Origin of the sequence: Ancylobacter aquaticus (genome assembly GCF_004339465.1) — a bacterium.
Classification (GTDB): domain Bacteria; phylum Pseudomonadota; class Alphaproteobacteria; order Rhizobiales; family Xanthobacteraceae; genus Ancylobacter; species Ancylobacter aquaticus.
The window spans coordinates 1,238,504-1,256,882 of sequence record NZ_SMFY01000002.1 but is presented as its reverse complement, the minus strand read 5'-3'; the positions used below and the strand labels follow the sequence as shown (position 1 = coordinate 1,256,882).

Below are 18,379 nucleotides of genomic sequence, written 5' to 3'. Positions count from 1 at the left end.
CTAGTCGGCGCCTGGGTCCTCGACGGTCTCGGTCACGGTGCGCCCGAAGCGCTCCACCTGCCCCTGATAGGTGCGGCGGGTGTTCGGGTCGATGACGGCGAGCGGCGCGCTGATGGCAAGTCCCGCCGCGCTGCCTACGGTCTGCCCGACCCCCATCGCTCCCGCCGCGATGCGGTCGCCGAGGCTGACGTCGGAATCGGTCACGGTCTGGCCGTTCACCAGCCGCTGGCCGATCAGTTGCACCACTTCCGGAGAGGAGGCGAAGCGGCCGTGGTTGAGCGAATCGCCGCTGCGCATGGCGGTGAGGTCGATCACCACGATGCCGGACTTCTGCAGCTCGCCATAGAAATGCTGCGTGTCGATCATCCCCAGCCGATCCACGCCGCCGGCGATGCGGCGCGACACCTGCAGCGCCCGGTCGTCGCGCGAGACGAACAGGGTAAAGCGCGCCTGCGTGCCCTGAAGCGCCCGCCATTGCGAGGCGAACACGTCGACATCGACATCGGGCGAGGCGAGGATGACGTTGCGGATTTTGGCGGGCAGCTTGCCGTGGCGGATCGCCATCTGCCGCAGGCTCTCCATCGCCAGCCACGCACCCATCGAATGGGCCATGATGGTCACGTCCTCGACCCGCGGGTCGCTGGCGACCTGCCAGACCGTGTCCTCGAAGGCGTCGCGCGAGACGATGGTGCTCTCGCGGTCGAACAGATAGTCGAACACCCGTGCGCGCGAGGGCCAGGTGAACAGCACCGGCGCCACCTCCGAGCCTGAATCATGGACGATCTGGGCGAAGCGGTAGACGGCGTCCTCGAAACGGTTGTTGAAGCCGTGCACGAAGATCAGCACCCGCCGGCTCTTCGGCAGGTGCCCGTCAAGCCAGCCCTTGGCTGCCTTCACGTCGGGCAGCGGCTTCACCGCGAGGGTGGCGAAGTCGGTTTCCGGGTTGGGCGGCAGGCTGCGCGGCCACTGCACCTCGCCGATCTGCCGGCGGCTGTCCGGGGGAATTGAGACGGTGAAGGCGTCGAGCGAGACGCCTGCGGCGCGCTCGCCGGTATAGAGCGTGGCGACGTCGTTGGAGGCCTCGCGGGTGGTGGCCACAAGGAGGTCGACCTTGGTGGTGCCGGGCACGGCAGCCTCGACGGGCGTCAACACACCCACCGGCCTGTTCGAGCATCCCGCGCACAGGGCCATAGCCAACGCAACAACGACCAGACGCATTCTGCCTCCGCAGGCCCCTGCCTGTAATGAGCGCCAGCATTAGCGCGCCGATGCGCCAAAGGCGAGTCGACCCTGTCCCCGGTCTGAATGGGGGTATCTCATAGGACATGCAAAAAGGGTCGTTTACGTGTCGCTTGGCCGCTGTACTGTGACGGTAGGATCAGGCCGGCGGCCGGAGACGTCGCGGATGAGCTCCATTCGACAACGCCGGCGCCGGGAATGGCGTTTGTGAGGAGCAGGCCGCTATGGTGACGATGAAGCCGTTCGTGGCTGTAATGGCGCTCGGTGCCAGTCTCGCTCTCGCCGGCTGCGGCCAGGAAAGCGAGGCCGATGCCCCGGCCCCCCGCCCGGTGCGGGTCGTCACGGTGGAAAAGGGTGTTGGCGGGCAGGTGGCCACCTTCACCGGCGATGTGCAGGCGCAGGATGAGGCCGCGCTCGCCTTCCGCGTTTCCGGCCGGATGATCGAGCGCAGCGCCAATGTCGGCGATCAGGTAAAGGCCGGGCAGGTCGTCGCCCGGCTCGATCCGCAAAACGCGTTGAATGCCCTGCGGTCGGCGCAGGCGGCTCTGGCGGCTGCCGAGAGCCAGCTCGTCACCGCCGCCAATACGTTCGATCGGCAGGATCGGCTGCTCGGTAACGGCTTCACTACCCAGGCCAACCACGACGCCGCGCGCACCGCTTTGCAGGCGGCGCAATCGGGGGTGGACGATGCCGAGGCGCAGCTGAAGACCGCGCAGGACAATGTCAGCTATACCGACCTCATCGCCGATGCCCCGGGCACCGTGACGGCGCGCGGCGCCGAGCCGGGCGAGGTGGTGCAGGCCGGGCAGATGATCCTGCAACTCGCCCGGCAGGGCGGGCGCGACGCGGTGTTCGACGTGCCGGCGAATGTCCTGCGCGCGGCGCCGGCAGACCCGGTCATCACCGTCACGCTGAGCGACGATCCCTCCGTGACCGCTATCGGCCGGGTGCGTGAAGTGGCGCCGCAGGCCGACCCCGTCACCCGCACCTTCCGGGTGCGTATCGGGCTCGACAACCCGCCGGCCGCCATGCGCCTCGGCTCGACGGTCATCGGGCGGGTGGAACTCGGCAGCGACGCGGCGATCGAGATTCCGGCTTCGGCGCTTACGGCGGTCAATGAGCGCCCCGCGGTGTGGGTGTATGACCCCGCCAGCCGGACGGTGGCGCTGCGCAACATCGAGCTGCGTCGCTTCTCGCAGGCGTCCGTCGCCGTCGAGACAGGGCTCAGCCCGGGCGAGATCGTGGTGACGGCCGGTGTGCAGGCGCTGCATCCCGGCCAGAAGGTGCGCCTGCTCGGGGCGGGTTCGTGATGCGTTTCAACCTGTCGGAATGGGCGGTCCGCGAGCGGTCGCTGGTCATCTATTTCATGCTGGCCGTGGTGGTGGCCGGCCTGTTCGCCTATACGCGGCTGGGGCGGGCGGAAGACCCGTCCTTCATCATCAAGACCATGGTGGTGCAGGCGGCGTGGCCCGGCGCGAGCATCGAGGACACGCTGCAGCAGGTGACGGAGCGGCTGGAGCGGACGCTGCAGGAAACGCCGCATCTTGATTTCATCCGCAGCTATACCCGCCCCGGCATCACCACCATCTTCGTCAATCTGCAGGGCAGCACCACCGCGCAGGAGGTGCCCGATGTCTGGTATCATGTGCGCAAGAGCATTGGCGACATGGCCCACACCCTGCCGCGCGGGGTGGTGGGGCCGGGCTTCAATGACGAGTTCGGCGACACGTTCGGCCTGATCTACGGCTTTACCGCCGACGGCTTCACCCATCGCGAGCTGCGCGATTATGTCGAGCAGGCCCGCTCGACCTTGCTGCATGTGCCCGATGTCGCCAAGATCGAGCTGCTGGGCGAGCAGGACGAGCAGATCTTCGTCGAATTCTCGGTGCGGGAGCTCGCCAATCTCGGCATCAACCGCTCGGCCCTGGTGGCGGCGCTGCGCGCCCAGAATGTGGTGCAGCCCTCCGGCACCATCCAGACCGGCGACGAGGCGCTGGTGATCGACGTGTCCGGCGCCTTCGGCTCCGAGCAGGATGTGGCCAACATCAATTTCGCCGTGGACGGGCGCATGCTGCGCCTCGCCGACATCGCCACCGTGCGGCGTGGCTATGTCGACCCGCCGCGCCCGCTGTTCCGCACCAATGGCGAGCCGGCCATCGGCCTTGCCATTTCGATGCGCGAGGGCGGCGACATTCTCCAGCTTGGGCGCAACATCGACACGGCGATGGCGGCGATCACGGCGGAACTGCCGGTCGGCATCGAGCCGCATCTGGTGGCCGACCAGGCGGTGACGGTGGCCGGCGCGATTTCCGAATTCATGACGTCGCTCTGGCAGGCCATCCTGATCATTCTCGTCGTGAGTTTCATCGCGCTCGGCGTGCGCGCCGGCCTGATGGTGGCGCTGACCATTCCGCTCACTCTGGCGGGCGTGTTCGCGGTGATGTGGCTGCTCAACATCGACATGCAGCGCATCTCGCTCGGCGCGCTCATCATCGCGCTGGCGCTGATGGTGGACGACGCCATGACCACCACAGACGCCACGCTCGGCCGGCTCGCCGCCGGCGAGCCAAAGGAAGTGGCGGCGGTCTATGCCTTCAAGACCTACGCCTTCGCCATGCTGGCCGGCACGCTGGTGACGATCGCCGGCTTCGTGCCGGTGGGTTTCGCCGCCTCGTCGGCGGGCGAGTACACCTTCACCCTGTTCGCGGTGGTGACGGTCGCGCTGCTGGTGTCGTGGCTGGTGGCGGTGCTGTTCGCCCCGCTCATCGGTCTTGTCATCCTGAAACCCCCGAAGAACGCCGGTGGCGAGCCCGGCCGGGTGATGCGGCTCTATCGCTCCCTGCTTTCCACCGCGCTGAACGCGCCGTGGTTGACCGTCGCGGTGACGCTCGCGCTCTTCGTCGTCGCCGTGCTGGCGCTGCCGCTCATCCCGCGCCAGTTCTTCCCGTCGTCCGACCGGCCGGAACTGCTGGTGGACCTGCAACTGCCTCAGAACGCCTCGATCTTCGCCACCGAGCGCGCCATGGAGCGGCTCGACGACGCCTTGCAGGACGATCCCGACGTGGAGCGCTGGAGCGGCTATGTCGGGCGCGGGGCGATCCGCTTCTACCTGCCGCTCAACGCCCAGCTGCCCAACGCCTTTTTCGGCCAGGCCGTGGTGGTGGCGAAGGACGTGCCGGCGCGCGAGCGCCTGGAGGCGAAGCTCGACACGCTGCTGGCCAACGACTTCCCCAATGTGGTCAGCCGCGTCTCGCCGCTGGAACTCGGCCCGCCGGTGGGTTGGCCGATTCAGTACCGGGTGGTGGGGCCGGAACTGGGGCCGGTGCGCGACATCGCCTTCAAGCTCGCCGAGGTGATCGCAGCCGATCCGCTGACGCGCACGGTAAACTATGACTGGATCGAGCCGGCGCGCGAGATCCGCATCCGTGTCGACCAGGATCAGGCGCGCCTCCTCGGGCTTTCCACCGAGGCCATCGGCTCGGTGCTGAACACGGTCGTCACAGGCGCGCCGGTGACGCAGGTGCGGGACGACATCTATCTCGTCGACGTGGTGCTGCGCGCCACGGACGAGCAGCGCGTCTCGCTCGACACGCTGCGCACGCTGGAAGTGCCGCTGCCGGGCGGGCGCACCGTGCCGCTCAGCCAGTTCGCCAGCTTCGACTACGAGCAGACCTACCCGCTGGTGTGGCGCCGCGACCGGCTGCCCGCGCTCACCGTGCAGTCCGACATCGCCCCCGGCGAGCTGCCGGAGACGGTGGTGGACCAACTGGCGCCGAAGATCGAGGCGCTGGCGAAGACGCTGCCGGAAGGCTACCGCATCGAGACGGGCGGTACGGTGGAGGAGAGTGCTTCGTCGCTCGCGTCGGTCATGGCGGTGGTGCCGGTGATGATCCTCATCATGTTCACCGTCCTCATGTTCCAGCTCCGGCGTTTCTCGTTGACCGCTCTTGTGGTCAGCGTGGCGCCGCTGGGGCTGATCGGCGTCGTGCTGGCGCTGCTGGTTTCCGGCCGGCCGCTCGGCTTCGTTGCCATTCTCGGCGTGCTGGCGCTGATCGGGATGATCATCAAGAACGCCGTGATCCTCATCGGCCAGATCGAATCCGAACGCGCCGGCGGCAAGAGCGCGCGGCAGGCGGTGATCGACGCCTCCAGCGCCCGCTTCACCCCGATCATGCTGACGGCGGTGTCGACGGTGCTCGGCATGATCCCCATCGCCCCCACCGTCTTCTGGGGCCCGATGGCCTTCGCCATCATGGGCGGCCTGCTGGTGGCCACCCTGCTGACGCTGATCTTCCTGCCGGCGCTGTATCTGGCGACGGCAGGACGGGAGCGGCCGGCGGCAGCCTGACCGGCTCCGCTCACGGCGCGGGCAGGTCAGGGGCTGGTTTGATCCGGTCGTTCATGTAGGAAAAGAATGGGTTGGACGACATCCGCACCAGCGCGTCGAGGCTCACGATCAGCGCCCCGCGCTCGCCCCGCACCGCCATGGCGCCCAGCTGAAGCCCGAAATTCTCGTCCGGGTCGGGATGCGAGCCGTAAAGCGCATCTTCCGGAGGGAAGGGCAGGGCGACGTGGGAGAGCGAATAGACGTCGAGCGGATAGGCGAGGCCCAGCGGGCGGACCGTCTCTTCCATCCCGCCGGCGGGAATGGAGCGCTCCACCACCTGATCGCTGTGGGCGTCTTCATTGGTGATGATGACGGTACGGAAATCGCGCGGCAGCGGCGGCAGCAGCCGCAGCAATGCGGAATAGGATGTGGCGCGCAGCAGCGGGCCCAGCTTGGTGTTCCGGTTGATGTCGAACAGCACCAGCTCGCTGGCATTGGCCGGAAGCTGGCTGTACAGCGCGTCGATGATCGCCCGCGTCGAGACGGTGAAGTCCATCACCGACTGGAAGGTGAGTACCGGCGCGAGCCCGGTCAGTCGCCCGGCGCGCGCTTGCGCCGTGATGGAGGCCTGTAGCGCCCGGGTCAGCCGGTGCGACTGCACCGCGCCGTTGACGGGGAAACTGTTGTACTTGAACGGGTTGAACTCCGGTACCAGGCCGAGCCACGCCGCCTTGTCGAAGGCCGGCAGCCAGGCCGGCAGTGCCGCCAGCCCGGCAAAGCGGGCGAAGCGGGTGATGCCGATCATCGGCGAGATGAGCACCAGCCGGTCGGGGCGGGCCAGCGTGTCGTCACTGAGCGCGTCCAGCGCGTATTTCAGCGCCAGCGCCCCGCCATTGGAGAATCCGACGATCTCCAGCGGCTTGCCCGGGGCGCGGGCGGCCGCCTCGCGCACGGCGAGGCGGGTGGCGGCCAGCCAGTCCTCCCATTCCGCGGCGGTGAGGCCCCCCGGCACCGTGCCGTGGCCGGGAAGGCGCGGGGCGACGACGAGGAAGCCGTTGGCGAGGTAGCGCAGGGCGACATGGCGCAGGCTGTAGGGGGAATCCGTCAGGCCATGCAGCAGAACCACCACACCGACAGGATCGCCCGCGGGCGCCATCTCATAGGAACGGTTGAAATCCTGCGAGAGGTTCGGCGGGTAGACGACGCTACCGGCGAAATAGCGGTTGGAGGGGACATGGTCCGCCTCCGGCAGCTTCTGCACCACCTCGCGGGTGACATCCGCGAACAGCTTGTCCTCGCGGGCGAGATAGGCGCGCCAGTCCGCCTTGTCGAGTTCCGCGACGCTCATCTCCTCCGGCACGAAGGTGTGCCACGGCTCCAGCGACGGCCCGCTCTGGGCGAACCAGACACGCGAGCCGAGGAACGCGACAAACAGGAGAAGCGCCAGCACCGCCAGCCATTTGAGAACCCTGCGCAGGGTGGCGAAAAGAACGGTCATGGTCAGATCGCGGGCTCCTCGCGGCCGGACAACAGGCGGGCGATCCAGCGGGTGCCCTCGCCCTCCTCGCAGAAGGTGAGGGCGGCGATGACCAGCGGCACGCCGATGAAGGCGCCGGACAGGCCCCACATGAACGCCCAGAAGAACACGGCGAACAGCACGAGGAACGGCGAGATGGCCAGCGCCTTGCCGGCCACGCGCGGCTCGATATAGCTGCCGCTGAAGAACTGGATGACGTTCATGGCGAGGAATACCGCCACCGCCGTCTCCCACGAGCCGAACTGCGCCAGGGCGAAGAAGGTTGGCAGCAGGGTCGCCACCAGCGGGCCGATGAAGGGAATGTAGTTCAGCGCAAAGGCGATGACGCCGAAGGCAAGCGCGAGTTCGAGCCCGATGGCGGCGGACACCGCCCAGACGAAGACGCCGGTGAGCACGCTCATGACCGTTCGGACCATCATGTAAGTGCGGAATTTCACCGCTGTCGTCGCGCTTGCCCGCACCAGACGCCGGCCGGTCTCGCCGGCCCCGGCGAGCAGCTTGGTACGGACGATATTGACCTCCAGCAGGCCGAGCATGACGAAGATCAACGTCACCACGCCGAAGCCGAGGATGCCGTTAAGCCGCCCGGCCAATCCCTGGAAGGTGCCGATAAGCCAACCGGCGTTGAAGGTGTCGGCGAGCATGCCGGCCGAATAGAGGCCCATCTCCTCAAGCCGGGCGGCGGTTTCGGTGTAGATCGCCTGGAAGCGGCCGGCATTGGCGATCAGCCAGCGCCCGGCCTGGCTGAAGCCCCAGATGGTGACATAGCCGAGCAGCGCCAGGGCGAGCACGGTCAGCGTCAGGGTGAGGATCATCGCCACCAGCGCCGGCAGCCGCTGCTGCAGCCGCAATTGCAGCGGCCAGACCAGCGCGATGATGAACAGCGCGAAGGCAACGGGCGCCACGACCGATCGGGCGAGATAGATCGCCCCGGCCGCGAGAACGAACGCGCAGATGCCGAGAGGAAGACGAAGCGCGCTGGAGGTCATGGGAGCTTTCGCGGAGTCGGGCCGGACGATTGGAATGGGATAACACGCCACAACGTGCCGGCAAATCGCGCTGGCGCCGGCGGATACCGGCAGAACAGCCACACCACCGCACCATATGCGGCCGGCAGGGGACTGTCGGCGCGGGTGGGTTTACGGGCGGGTTAAATTGCGAGAGACGATGGTCTATCTTGCCGCGATCGGCAGGGGCGGCGATTGGGCCGCCCCGGCCGCAACGATAAGAACCGGCCAGAACGAGGGGGATTGCGATGGGTGGGCTGCTCGCCTTCAGCCGCGTCATCGACGGATTGAACGAGAGGTTCGGCCGCGTCGCGGATTACTGCGTGCTATTCGCCTGTCTCGTCAGCGCCGGAAATGCGACGGTGCGCTACCTGTTCAGCTACAGCACCAATGGCCTGCTGGAAATCCAGTGGTACCTGTTCGGGGCCGTCGTGCTGCTCGGGGCGCCCTACACACTGAAGCGCAACGAGCATGTGCGGGTCGATCTCCTCTACATGGCCGTGTCGCCTCGCGCCCGGCTGTGGATCGACACGCTGGGCTTCGCGCTCATCCTCATTCCCGCGGGCCTCTACCTCGCCTGGCTCAGCTTTCCGTTCTTCTGGCAGTCTTTCCTCTCGGACGAGGTGTCGCAAAACGCCGGCGGGTTGATCCTGTGGCCGGCCAAGCTGCTGCTGCCGCTTGGTTTCGCGCTTCTGGCGGTGCAGGGAATTTCGGAGCTCATCAAGCGCGTGGCGGCGCTTTGCGGGGCCATCGAGGTCACGACCGATTACGAGAAGCCGCTCCAGTAGCGGCCTCGATGAACCGACCTCTCCCTCTCCCGGCCCCTTTCTCCCGACGCGCGAGCCTTGCATGTTCTCTTATGGCGTGATGCCCCCGCTCATGTTCGCCGGCATGATCTGCTTCATGCTGGCCGGTTTTCCCGTCGCCTTCTCGCTCATCGCCGTCGGCCTTTTCTTCGGCACGCTCGGCATATTGACCGACCATTTCACGCTCAGCTTTCTGCAGGCGCTTCCGTTCCGCTTTTACGGCATCATCTCGAACGACCTTCTGCTCGCCATCCCCTTCTTCACCTTCATGGGGGCGGTGCTGGAGCGCTGCGGCCTCGCCGAAGACCTCCTGGAAGGCACCGGCAAACTGTTCGGCAAGGTGCCCGGCGGCCTCGCCTATGCAGTGATTGTGGTCGGTGCCATCCTAGGCGCCATCACCGGGACGGTGGCAGCTTCGGTTATCGCCATGGGCGTGATCTCGCTGCCGGTGATGATGCGCTACGGCTATGATCAGAAGCTCGCCACCGGGGTGATCGCCGCATCGGGCACCATCACCCAACTCATCCCGCCCTCGCTGGTGCTGATCGTCTTGGCCGAGCAACTCGGCCGGCCGGTGGGCGAAATGTATCTCGGCGCGATCGGTCCCTCGCTGCTGCAGGTGCTTATCTTCCTCGGCTATGTCTTCGTCCTGTCGCTGATCAAGCCCGGCCACATGCCGCCGCTGCCGCCCGAGGCTCGCGGGGAGGGCGGCTGGCCGCTGATCCGGCAGGTTCTGTGGGGCATGGTCCCCTCCATCGTGCTGATCATGTTGGTGCTCGGCACGCTGGCCATGGGCCTTGCAACCCCGACCGAGGCGGGGGCCATGGGCGCGGTCGGTGCCATCGCGCTGGCGGCGATACACGGGCGCCTGACCTGGCCGCTGATACGACAGGCCATGGGGTCCACCGCCCGGCTCACTGCCATGGTGGTCTTCATCCTTATCGGCGCCACCGTGTTCAGCCTGGTTTTTCAGGGCATGGACGGGGCGCTGTGGATCGAGCACCTGCTGGCCCAGCTGCCCGGTGGGCGCGCCGGATTCCTGATCTTCGTCAACGTGTTCATCTTCTTCATCGCCTTCTTCCTCGATTTCTTCGAGATCGCCTTCATCATCGTGCCGCTGCTGGTGCCGGTGGCGATGAAGCTCGACATCAATCTCGTCTGGTTCGGCGTGCTGCTGTGCGTGAACATGCAGACCGCGTTCATGCACCCGCCCTTCGGCTTCGCGCTGTTCTATCTGCGCGGGATCGCGCCGAAATCGATCCGCACCTCGCAGATCTACTGGGGCGCGATCCCGTGGCTGCTGATGCAGCTGGTGCTGGTGGCGGTCGTCATCCTCTGGCCGGATGCCGTGACCTACTGGATCAGCGCGGGGCCGGATGTCGATCCCTCGACGATCGAGCTGAACATTCCCCAATATGACGCGCCGCCGCTCGACCTCGCGCCTCCGCAGTTCTGAGGTCAGGCGGGCAGGGCGCTGGGCCGACTGCCGCGCAGCGCCGCGACGCCGGCGAGGACGAACAGCAGCAGCACCACGCCCTGCGCGATGGCGAAGGGCGGCTCCGCCTGCGTGGGGGCCAGAGCGTGCACCGCGGGCACCTTGGCGAAGACCTGGGCGATGGCGACGAAGACCAGCAGCCACTGGCTGGCGACGATGCCGACCGCGTAGACCAGGTTCCAGCGCCCACTCCGGTGGAAATGGTAGCGCGCGGGCACGGTGACGGCGAGCACCACGAGAGCGACGATGCCGACGATGTGCGAGGGCAGTACGCCGTTGAACGCGAAGCCGAAGCCGGTGGCGCTGGTGGCGACGGCGGTGGCAAGGAAAGTGGCTGTCCACCAGCGTCGATCACGTCCGGCGATGAGGTCGGCCAGCACGACGAAGCCGGTGGCGATGGCGATGAGGCTCAGCCAGGTGTGGAACCCGGTCCATGTGGTCGGATCGAACATGCGTATGCTCCCCCATGCGCTTCCGCCCGACGCGGTGCGCGGCGCCGGCACGGCTGCCGCCGGCAGAATTGATGATACGCATCATTTTTATTGACGTCAGCGGGAAACGTTGCGGTGACTGAATTTGCGGAAGGCACGGCGCTGAATTCACCTGCCTGTGTCTTTCGGCCTATAGGAGGAGCCCCCGCTGCGCGCTAAGGCGGGGGCCGACACCTGCCGCCGCCTCTCCCTGGCCTTTCGGGGCGGCCCTGCCGCATTGGATCACCTATGTCCTCCCCCGTCTCCACGCCGGGAAATCCTTCTCCGGGGTCTGCGCATCCCGGCATGGGATTTCGTGAGTTCGTGCTGTTCGTCGCCGGGCTCATGGCGACCAACGCCATCGCCATCGATTCCATGCTGCCGGCGTTACCGGAGATCGGCGAGTCGCTTGGCATCGACACGGCGAACCACACGCAGCTTGTCATCACCGCCTATCTTCTCGGCTTCGGCGGCGCCCAGCTCATCTACGGTACGTTGGCCGACCGTTTTGGTCGCCGCACGATCCTGCTGTTCGGCCTCGCCGTCTATACGGCGGCCTCGATTGGCGCGATCTTTGCCGGCACGCTGGAGGTGATGCTGGCGGCGCGCGTGATGCAGGGCGTCGGCGCGGCGGCGACCCGGATTCTCGCCATCACCATCGTGCGCGATTGCTATTCCGGCTCGCACATGGCGCGGGTGATGTCGCTCGCCTTCCTTGTCTTTCTGTCGGTGCCCATCATTGCCCCGTCCATCGGGCAGGCGATCATGCTGGTGGCGCCGTGGCGGGGCATCTTCCTGATGCTGTGCGTGTTCGGGGCGGTCCTGTTCGTGTGGACGCTGGCCCGCCTGCCGGAGACCCTGCACCCGGAAGACCGCTCGCCGATTTCCCTCGCCGGCATCTCCCACGCCTTCGGCCTCATCGTCCGCAGCCGTGTGACGGTGGGCTACATGCTGGCGATCACCATGGTGATGGGCGGCCTGTTCGGGTTCATCAACTCCGCGCAGCAGGTGTTCGCCGACGCCTTTGACGCGGAGGAACTGTTCACGCTGATCTTCGCGCTGATCGCCGTCTTCATGGCGGCTTCGTCGCTGCTCAACGCGCGCGTCGTCGAGCAGCTGGGCATGCGGCGTGTCTCCCATGTCGCGCTCTGCGGCTATCTCGCCGTTACGCTGATACATGCCGGCATCGTTCTCGGCGGTGGCGAGAACATCTGGACGTTCTCGATCCTGCAGGGCGCGATGATGTTTTTCTTCGGCCTCATGGTGTCGAACTTCAATTCCATGGCGATGGAGCCGGTCGGGCACGTTGCGGGCACCGCATCGTCCGTTCTGGGGTTCGTCAGCACGGTGGGGGGCGCTCTGGCGGGCTTTGCGCTGGGGCAGAATTTCGACGGCACGACACTGCCGCTGACCTTGGGTTTCGCCGCCCTCGCCCTCGCCGCGCTTGGCTGCGTTGTTTTTGCGGAAGGTGGCCGGCTGTTTCAGGGCGATCGTCAGCTATCAGATACCGAATCCTGACATCGAAACAAAAGGCGGTATTTAGCCGCCACCTTCTGTCGCCTTCCCGCACATTCGGAACAGGTTTCCAAGTGCGGAGTTAGAACCCCGCAAGTCAACGGGGCAGGGTGACAGGAGAATACTATGATACGACATGCAATTATTGCGGCTTCGCTTGTATTCGCTGCGCCGTTGGCGGCAAATGCGCAGGATGGTGCGGGCACAGCGGCCGGCGCCGCCACGGGCGCCGTGGGCGGTGCTCTTGTTGGGGGTCCAGTCGGGGCTGTCGTCGGCGGCGTGGCCGGTGCGGTGGTCGGCGGCATTTCGGATGACCGACGCTCGCGGTTCCGTGGCTATGTGGTCGAGGAACAGGTGCCCTCCTATCGCATCGAGCGAGAGGTCGTCGTCGGCACGGAGCTGCCGCCCGGGACCGTCCGCTATTACGAGGTGCCTTCCGAGTACGGGGTGAACGAGTACCGTTACACCGTGATCAACGAGCGCACGGTTCTGGTCGACCCGGCCACCAACCGGATCGTGCAGATCATCGAGTGAGTGCTGCCACCAAGGAGCCGCGTTCTGGTGGATCGACCGCGACATTCGGATCCGGATGTCGCGTCGGGATCATTAGGGCGCGGCCCTTCCTGCATCGAGCTCAACCCGACGCCCGGTCGACGCGTCGCTTCCGACCGGCTTCTGGCTGGAGGAGGCCAGTAGCACGGCGGCGCGCGATTGGGCGAAGTCGAGAATGATCGCGCCGAGTTCCGGCTCGTCCACCAGCAGGGCGGCGTCCTCGGCGGAAATCCAGGTTTGTTCACGTTCGTGACGCTCGGGCCAATCGGCCAGTTGGCGACGCACGGCAAGCGGATAGACCGCGACCTTGACCAGCACGAAATGGCTCTCCAGCCGTTTCCAGTAGAGATACTGGCCGAGGCGCTTGCGGCCGACATCGCCGATCACGCCGGCCTCCTGCCGGGCCTCGATCTGCGCTGACTTCCAGTCCTTGCGGTTCTTCATCGGCCAGCCCTTCGGGATGATCACCCGCTGGGTTTCCCGCGACGTCATGACGAGAACCTCGATGCCGCCGTCGTCGACCACGCGATACGCCAGCGCCGCCACCTGACTGAGGGGGCGGCCGTCGGTCGCTCGCCGTTTGGTCTGCTTCTGCTTGGCCATGATGTGCTAAATGTAGTGCATCGCGTAGGAATAGCGACGCCTCTTATGGTGTTTTTCGCCTTTTGGGACCCCCCGCATGACCACCGAACTGACGCTTCTCGCCTGGACGATGGTTCTTGCCCTTATACAGGTGCTGCTCCCTGCGATGTGGCGCAACCGGGAAACCGGAACCGACTACAATACGGGGCCGCGCGACACCCCTGGCCCGCCGGTGGGAATCGTCACCGGGCGGCTCCAGCGCGCGCAGGCCAATCTGTTCGAGACGCTTCCCGTGTTCGCCGCCGTCGTCCTGATCGCCCATGTCGCCGGCCGGGAAGGTGCGCTCACCTTCTGGGGGGCGTGGCTGTATCTCGGCGCCCGGATCGTCTATCTGCCGCTCTACGCCCTGGGCGTGCCCCGTCTGCGCTCGCTCGCCTGGACCGTGTCGCTTGCGGGCATCGTGCTGGTCCTGCTCGCCGTCCTGTCGCCGTTCTGAGCGAGGGCGGGGATATGGCGGTCGATTTTTCCTCGTTCGATTTCCTCATCATTCCCGGTCGCGAAAACGCACCGGCCGAGCACTGGCAGTCGCATTGGCTTGGGGCCTTCCCCAATTCGAGCCGCTTGATCCAGTCCGACTGGAGCCGACCCGAGGTGGGAGCGTGGACCGCGCGGCTCGATGCGGCGGTGGAGACAGCCCCGCGCCGGGTGGTGCTGGTCGCCCATTCGGTCGGCGTGGCGACGGTGCTGCGCTGGACGGTGGCTTAACCCGGAACGGGCGCGCGCCAAGGTGGCGGCCGCTTTCCTGGCGGCGCCGACCAATGTCGACGACCCAGACCCCTCCTTCGACCTCGTGCGTAATTTCGGTCCCATGCCGCTCTCGCCCCTGCCGTACCCGGCGCTCGTTCTGGTCTCGCGGGACGATCCGAGGGTGAGGCCGGCACAGGCAGGCGCTTTCGCGCAGGCCTGGGGAGCCGATCTGGCCGATGTCGGGGAACTCGGCCATATCGGCTCCGCTGCGCGGCTCGGTCTCTGGCCGGCGGGCCTCGTGCTGCTCGGCGGCCTGCTGGCGCGGTTTTAGGGCGCGCGCCGGTCGGTCAATGCTGGGCAAGCATGGCGGCGATGGCCTGCGCGACGGATTTGGTCACCCGTTTGCGGTAGCGCCGGTGGACGAGCTGGCCATTATGGAAGACGTCCTGCTCGACATAGAGATTATTGCCGTCCCAGCGCAGGACGTTGTCGGATTCGACGGTCTCGATGACGCCGATCCCCGGAATGAGATGTCCTTCCGGCGTGGTGGTGGTCATGGGCTTTCTCCTGCGTTGGCGGCACGCTCTGCGGCGGCCTGAGGGAATGATAGCCGAGCGCGAGGCGAAAGCCATCGGGGCTTGCGGAGATCACGAGGCGGGCGGCTTGGGGGCCTGCGGGCTGTCGGAATCGTCGCTGCCGGCGCTCTCAACCTTGCCCCGGCGTTGCAGCATCAGCACGGCGATCCAGCACAGAAGCGCCCACGCGCTGCCGGCGCACCAGCCGGCGAGGACATCCGTCGGCCAGTGCACGCCGAGATAGACGCGGCTGAACCCCACCACCAAGGTGAGGCCGACCGCGACGGCAAGGGCATAGGCCCGCAGGCGCGCCTTTCGCTCCGTGCGGGCGATGAGGACGCCGAGCGTGAGGAAGGTCACGGCCGAACCCATGGCGTGCCCGCTCGGGAAGCTCAGCGTGCTGACATCGACGAGATGGGCGACGAGGTCCGGCCGGGGGCGCTCGAAGCCAAGCTTCAGCGCGTAGCTCAGCAGCCCGCCGCCGGATGTCGCCACCAGCACGAACAGCGCCGCCGCGCGCTTGCCGTCCATGACGAGGAAGCCGGCGACGATGAGGGTGATGAGGGTGAGCACCGTCGTGCCACCCAGCGCCGTCACATCGCGCATGACGATTTCCAGCCAGTGGGGGCCGAGAGGATCGGCTGGATCGCCGGGTGCGCGGAAGGCCAGTAACACCGCCTCGTCGAAGGCGTGGGTCTCGCCTTCCACCACCTCGTCGGCAATGAAGGCGAAGGCCAGCAGCCCCAGCGTCGCGCCGAGCAGGGCCAGGAGTACGGCCAGCTCGGGCAGGAGGCCGGCAAGCTGGCGCAGGCGAAGCGGGAGGCGTTGGGCGAGGCGGCGTGGAGACATGGAGGACATCGTTCACCGACAATGAAAAATGGGACCGGGAAGCGCCGGCAGAAGGTGGAACCGATCCAGGCCCTGCGGTGTTCCCATGCTGCAACAGCTCAGGAGGTATTCATGCTTAAGGGTGGCGCTCTCTGGATGCTCGGTATTCCATTGCCGATTATTCTTATTCTGTGGTTCTTGGGTTATCTCTGACCATCGCGCATGCGGGCCGCGTTACTCTGCGGGAAGCTGACGCGACGATAACGCGGCCCGGTACCGCGCGCTGTGCGCGGAAGGTGAAACACATTCGGCGGTCATGAACATTGTCGGGAGCCACAATGGCGCGCTGGTGGCGCTGTCGATCCTGATCGCCGTCGCGGCGTCCTACACCGCGCTCGACCTTGCGGGACGCATGACGCGCGCGGGCACCGGACGGCTGGCGTGGCTCGCCGCTGCGGCCGTCGTGCTGGGTGGCGGCATCTGGGCGATGCATTTCATTGCCATGCTGGCGCTCCACGTCGGCATGGAGGTTTCCTACGGGATCGAGCTGACGCTGGCCTCGCTGCTGCTGGCGGTTCTGGCCACTGGCGTGGCGCTGTTCGGCGCCGGCCGTGCGGGCGTGGGTGTCGAAGGTATTCTGCTGAGCGGCATCTTCATGGGGCTGGGGATTGTCGGCATGCACTATACCGGCATGGCGGCGATGCGGATGCCCGGTTCGATGACTTTCGACATGATCCATGTGGGCGCCGCCATCGTGCTCGCCATTTCCGCCTCGACCGTCGCCATCTGGCTGGCTTTCCGCAATCACTCCGTTTTCCAGCGGGCCGTCGCCGCGCTTGCGCTTGGGCTTGGCATCGCGGGAATGCACTATGTCGCCATGATGGGGGTGACGTTCACTGGCTATGCCGATGCCCGTGATGCCACCGACGCGACCCATGCCGCCACGCTCGGCGGGATCGACAATGGCTCGCTCGTCGCCGTGGTGACGGCTGCAACCTTTGCCATCTTCATCGCCCTTCTGCTAGCCGCCGCCTATGATCGCCGTGTCGCGGTGCTGGCCGACCGTGAGGCCGGCGTCTGGCGCGAGAGCGAGGAACGCTATCGCAATCTTTATCGCCGCACGCCGCTGCCGCTGCACTCGCTCGGGCCGGACGGCCACATCGCGCAGGTCAGCGATCGCTGGCTCAGCCTGCTCGGGTATGCGCGCGAGGAGGTAATTGGACGGCCACTGACGGATTTCATGACCGCCGATTCGGCGCGCCGCCGTACCGAGGAGCACTGGCCCCGCCTGCTCGACACCGGCGAATTGCGGGAAGCCGAATACAGGCTCATCGCCAAGGATGGGCGCGTGCTCGACTGCGTGCTCTCCGCCGTCGCCGAACGGGACGCCGACGGCAATCTCAAGAACACGCTCTGCGGCCTCGTCGATGTCACCGAGCGCCGCGCCACCGAGGACGCCCTGCGCCAGGCGCAGAAGCTGGAGGCCGTCGGCCAACTCACCGGCGGCATCGCCCATGATTTCAACAATCTCCTCGCCGTGGTCCTCGGCAATCTGGAACTCGCCGCCAAGCGAGCGCCGGACGATGCCCGGCTGCGGTCGCTGCTGGGCAATGCGACGCAGGCCGCCCAGCGCGGCGCCGCGCTGACCCAGCGGATGCTGGCCTTCGCCCGTCGGCAGGATCTCAAGCCTGCGGCGGTCGATGTCCCCGAACTGGTGCTCGGCATGGCTGAGATGATGCGCCGTTCGATCGGCCCGAGCGTCCGCATCGAAACCCGATTTCCGCTGGGATTGCCTCTGGCGCGGGTGGACGCCAACCAGCTTGAACTCGCCCTGTTGAATCTCGCGGTGAATGCGCGCGACGCCATGCCGGAGGGTGGTGTGATCACCATTGCCGCGCGCGATGACGTCGTTCCCGCCCCGGCGCCGGACGAGGCTCCGGAACCCGGCCGGCTGAAGGCGGGTCACTATTTCTGCCTGTCCATCGGCGATAGTGGCAGCGGCATGGATGCGGAGACGCTGGCGCGCGCCGCCGAACCGTTCTTCACGACCAAGGGGGTGGGCAAAGGCACCGGGCTCGGCCTCGCCATGGTGCACGGTCTTGCCGCGCAGTCGGACGGGCGGCTGGTGCTGGCGAGCACGCCCGGACGCGGCACAACGGCGACAATCTATCTGCCGGTGGCGCATGTGGCGCGGGCGGTGCCCTCTCCCGCCGCGCTTGACGACGACGAGGGCGTTCCGGAAGGCGAGGGCGGGGCGCAGCGGGTGCTGGTCGTCGATGACGATCCGCTCGTGCTATCCGCCACCGGCGCCATGCTGGAGGATCTCGGCTGCGCGGTGACGGAGGCAGCTTCCGCCCGCGAGGCGCTGGACCTGCTGGAATCCGGCGTGGCCTTCGACGTGGTGCTGACCGATCAGGCCATGCCCGGGATGACCGGCGTGCAGATGGCGGCGGTGATCGACGAGCGCTGGCCGGGGCTGCCACTAATCCTCGGCACCGGCTATGCCGAGCTTCCCGCCGACGCCAAGGCCGGGATGACCCGCTTGGGAAAACCCTTCAGCCGAGACGCCTTGCGCCGCGCCATCGTGCTGGCGACGCGCAAGGCGACCGACAATGTGGTGCCGTTGCCGCGTCGCGGCTGAGTTCCCGTACCCAACGCCCCATGGCGGGAATGTCGAGCGAGCGACGGTGACATCCGCC

At 67.0% G+C, this 18,379-nt stretch carries 17 protein-coding genes; 10 read left to right on the top strand and 7 right to left on the bottom strand.

All coding sequences use genetic code 11. From position 1 onward, the window contains the following. Nucleotides 1–1,218 carry an alpha/beta hydrolase gene (locus EV667_RS15470; protein WP_131836184.1) on the bottom strand — a complete coding sequence of 406 codons (1,218 nt, stop codon included), beginning with the start codon at nucleotides 1,216–1,218 and terminating at the stop codon, nucleotides 1–3. A gap of 245 nt (nucleotides 1,219–1,463) precedes the next feature. Here EV667_RS15470 and EV667_RS15465 point away from each other — a divergent pair, with 245 nt between their 5' ends. Further along, complete coding sequence (locus EV667_RS15465; RefSeq protein ID WP_131836183.1) at nucleotides 1,464–2,549, top strand: efflux RND transporter periplasmic adaptor subunit; 1,086 nt, start codon at nucleotides 1,464–1,466, stop codon at nucleotides 2,547–2,549. Continuing rightward, nucleotides 2,549–5,587, top strand: a complete 3,039-nt coding sequence (locus tag EV667_RS15460) for an efflux RND transporter permease subunit (RefSeq protein ID WP_131836376.1) — start codon at nucleotides 2,549–2,551, stop codon at nucleotides 5,585–5,587. The genes EV667_RS15465 and EV667_RS15460 overlap by 1 nt, the downstream gene beginning before the upstream one ends. A 10-nt stretch (nucleotides 5,588–5,597) precedes the next feature. Here EV667_RS15460 and EV667_RS15455 read toward each other — a convergent pair whose 3' ends face one another. Next, complete coding sequence (locus EV667_RS15455; RefSeq protein WP_131836182.1) at nucleotides 5,598–7,064, bottom strand: alpha/beta hydrolase; 1,467 nt, start codon at nucleotides 7,062–7,064, stop codon at nucleotides 5,598–5,600. Nucleotides 7,065–7,066: 2 nt separating this feature from the next. Next, complete coding sequence (locus EV667_RS15450) at nucleotides 7,067–8,092, bottom strand: AI-2E family transporter (RefSeq protein ID WP_131836181.1); 1,026 nt, start codon at nucleotides 8,090–8,092, stop codon at nucleotides 7,067–7,069. A gap of 266 nt (nucleotides 8,093–8,358) precedes the next feature. Between EV667_RS15450 and EV667_RS15445 the strand changes: the two genes are divergently transcribed. Together EV667_RS15445 and EV667_RS15440 are read left to right on the top strand one after the other, a co-directional pair. Further along, complete coding sequence (locus tag EV667_RS15445) at nucleotides 8,359–8,898, top strand: TRAP transporter small permease subunit (protein ID WP_131836180.1); 540 nt, start codon at nucleotides 8,359–8,361, stop codon at nucleotides 8,896–8,898. A gap of 61 nt (nucleotides 8,899–8,959) precedes the next feature. Further along, on the top strand, nucleotides 8,960–10,372 hold the full coding sequence (locus EV667_RS15440; RefSeq protein WP_131836179.1) for a TRAP transporter large permease: 1,413 nt from the start codon (nucleotides 8,960–8,962) through the stop codon (nucleotides 10,370–10,372). Nucleotides 10,373–10,374: 2 nt separating this feature from the next. On the opposite strand, the gene EV667_RS15435 is transcribed toward EV667_RS15440, so the two are convergent. Beyond that, a complete protein-coding gene (locus EV667_RS15435) occupies nucleotides 10,375–10,863 on the bottom strand; it encodes a hypothetical protein (RefSeq protein WP_245516170.1) in 489 nt (162 codons plus the stop codon). A gap of 324 nt (nucleotides 10,864–11,187) precedes the next feature. Between EV667_RS15435 and EV667_RS15430 the strand changes: the two genes are divergently transcribed. Both EV667_RS15430 and EV667_RS15425 read left to right on the top strand, forming a co-directional pair. After that, nucleotides 11,188–12,399 (top strand): multidrug effflux MFS transporter, encoded by a 1,212-nt coding sequence (locus EV667_RS15430; RefSeq protein ID WP_131836177.1) that lies wholly within the window; start codon nucleotides 11,188–11,190, stop codon nucleotides 12,397–12,399. Nucleotides 12,400–12,522: 123 nt separating this feature from the next. Next, nucleotides 12,523–12,930 (top strand): DUF1236 domain-containing protein, encoded by a 408-nt coding sequence (locus EV667_RS15425; protein ID WP_131836176.1) that lies wholly within the window; start codon nucleotides 12,523–12,525, stop codon nucleotides 12,928–12,930. A 72-nt stretch (nucleotides 12,931–13,002) separates the two neighbouring features. On the opposite strand, the gene EV667_RS15420 is transcribed toward EV667_RS15425, so the two are convergent. Beyond that, nucleotides 13,003–13,551, bottom strand: coding sequence for an NUDIX hydrolase (locus tag EV667_RS15420; protein WP_245516169.1), 549 nt, complete (start codon nucleotides 13,549–13,551; stop codon nucleotides 13,003–13,005). A gap of 76 nt (nucleotides 13,552–13,627) precedes the next feature. Between EV667_RS15420 and EV667_RS15415 the strand changes: the two genes are divergently transcribed. Genes EV667_RS15415 through EV667_RS22925 form a run of 3 tightly spaced genes read left to right on the top strand, consistent with a single transcriptional unit; the run spans nucleotide 13,628 to nucleotide 14,608 of the window. Next, on the top strand, nucleotides 13,628–14,026 hold the full coding sequence (locus EV667_RS15415) for an MAPEG family protein (protein WP_131836175.1): 399 nt from the start codon (nucleotides 13,628–13,630) through the stop codon (nucleotides 14,024–14,026). 14 nt (nucleotides 14,027–14,040) lie between these two features. Beyond that, nucleotides 14,041–14,295 (top strand): RBBP9/YdeN family alpha/beta hydrolase, encoded by a 255-nt coding sequence (locus EV667_RS22930; RefSeq protein WP_245516168.1) that lies wholly within the window; start codon nucleotides 14,041–14,043, stop codon nucleotides 14,293–14,295. Nucleotides 14,296–14,317: 22 nt separating this feature from the next. Then, the gene (locus EV667_RS22925; protein ID WP_245516167.1) at nucleotides 14,318–14,608 is read left to right on the top strand and encodes an RBBP9/YdeN family alpha/beta hydrolase; all 291 of its coding nucleotides are present in this window, start codon (nucleotides 14,318–14,320) and stop codon (nucleotides 14,606–14,608) included. A 16-nt stretch (nucleotides 14,609–14,624) separates the two neighbouring features. Here the strand turns inward: EV667_RS22925 and EV667_RS15405 are convergent, their stop codons facing one another. Together EV667_RS15405 and EV667_RS15400 are read right to left on the bottom strand one after the other, a co-directional pair. Beyond that, nucleotides 14,625–14,834, bottom strand: coding sequence for a hypothetical protein (locus tag EV667_RS15405; RefSeq protein WP_131836174.1), 210 nt, complete (start codon nucleotides 14,832–14,834; stop codon nucleotides 14,625–14,627). Nucleotides 14,835–14,924: 90 nt separating this feature from the next. Further along, nucleotides 14,925–15,701, bottom strand: coding sequence for a phosphatase PAP2 family protein (locus EV667_RS15400; RefSeq protein WP_131836173.1), 777 nt, complete (start codon nucleotides 15,699–15,701; stop codon nucleotides 14,925–14,927). Between the two features lie 295 nt (nucleotides 15,702–15,996). Here EV667_RS15400 and EV667_RS15395 point away from each other — a divergent pair, with 295 nt between their 5' ends. Next, on the top strand, nucleotides 15,997–18,321 hold the full coding sequence (locus EV667_RS15395; RefSeq protein WP_131836172.1) for an MHYT domain-containing protein: 2,325 nt from the start codon (nucleotides 15,997–15,999) through the stop codon (nucleotides 18,319–18,321). Nucleotides 18,322–18,379 lie beyond the last annotated feature (58 nt).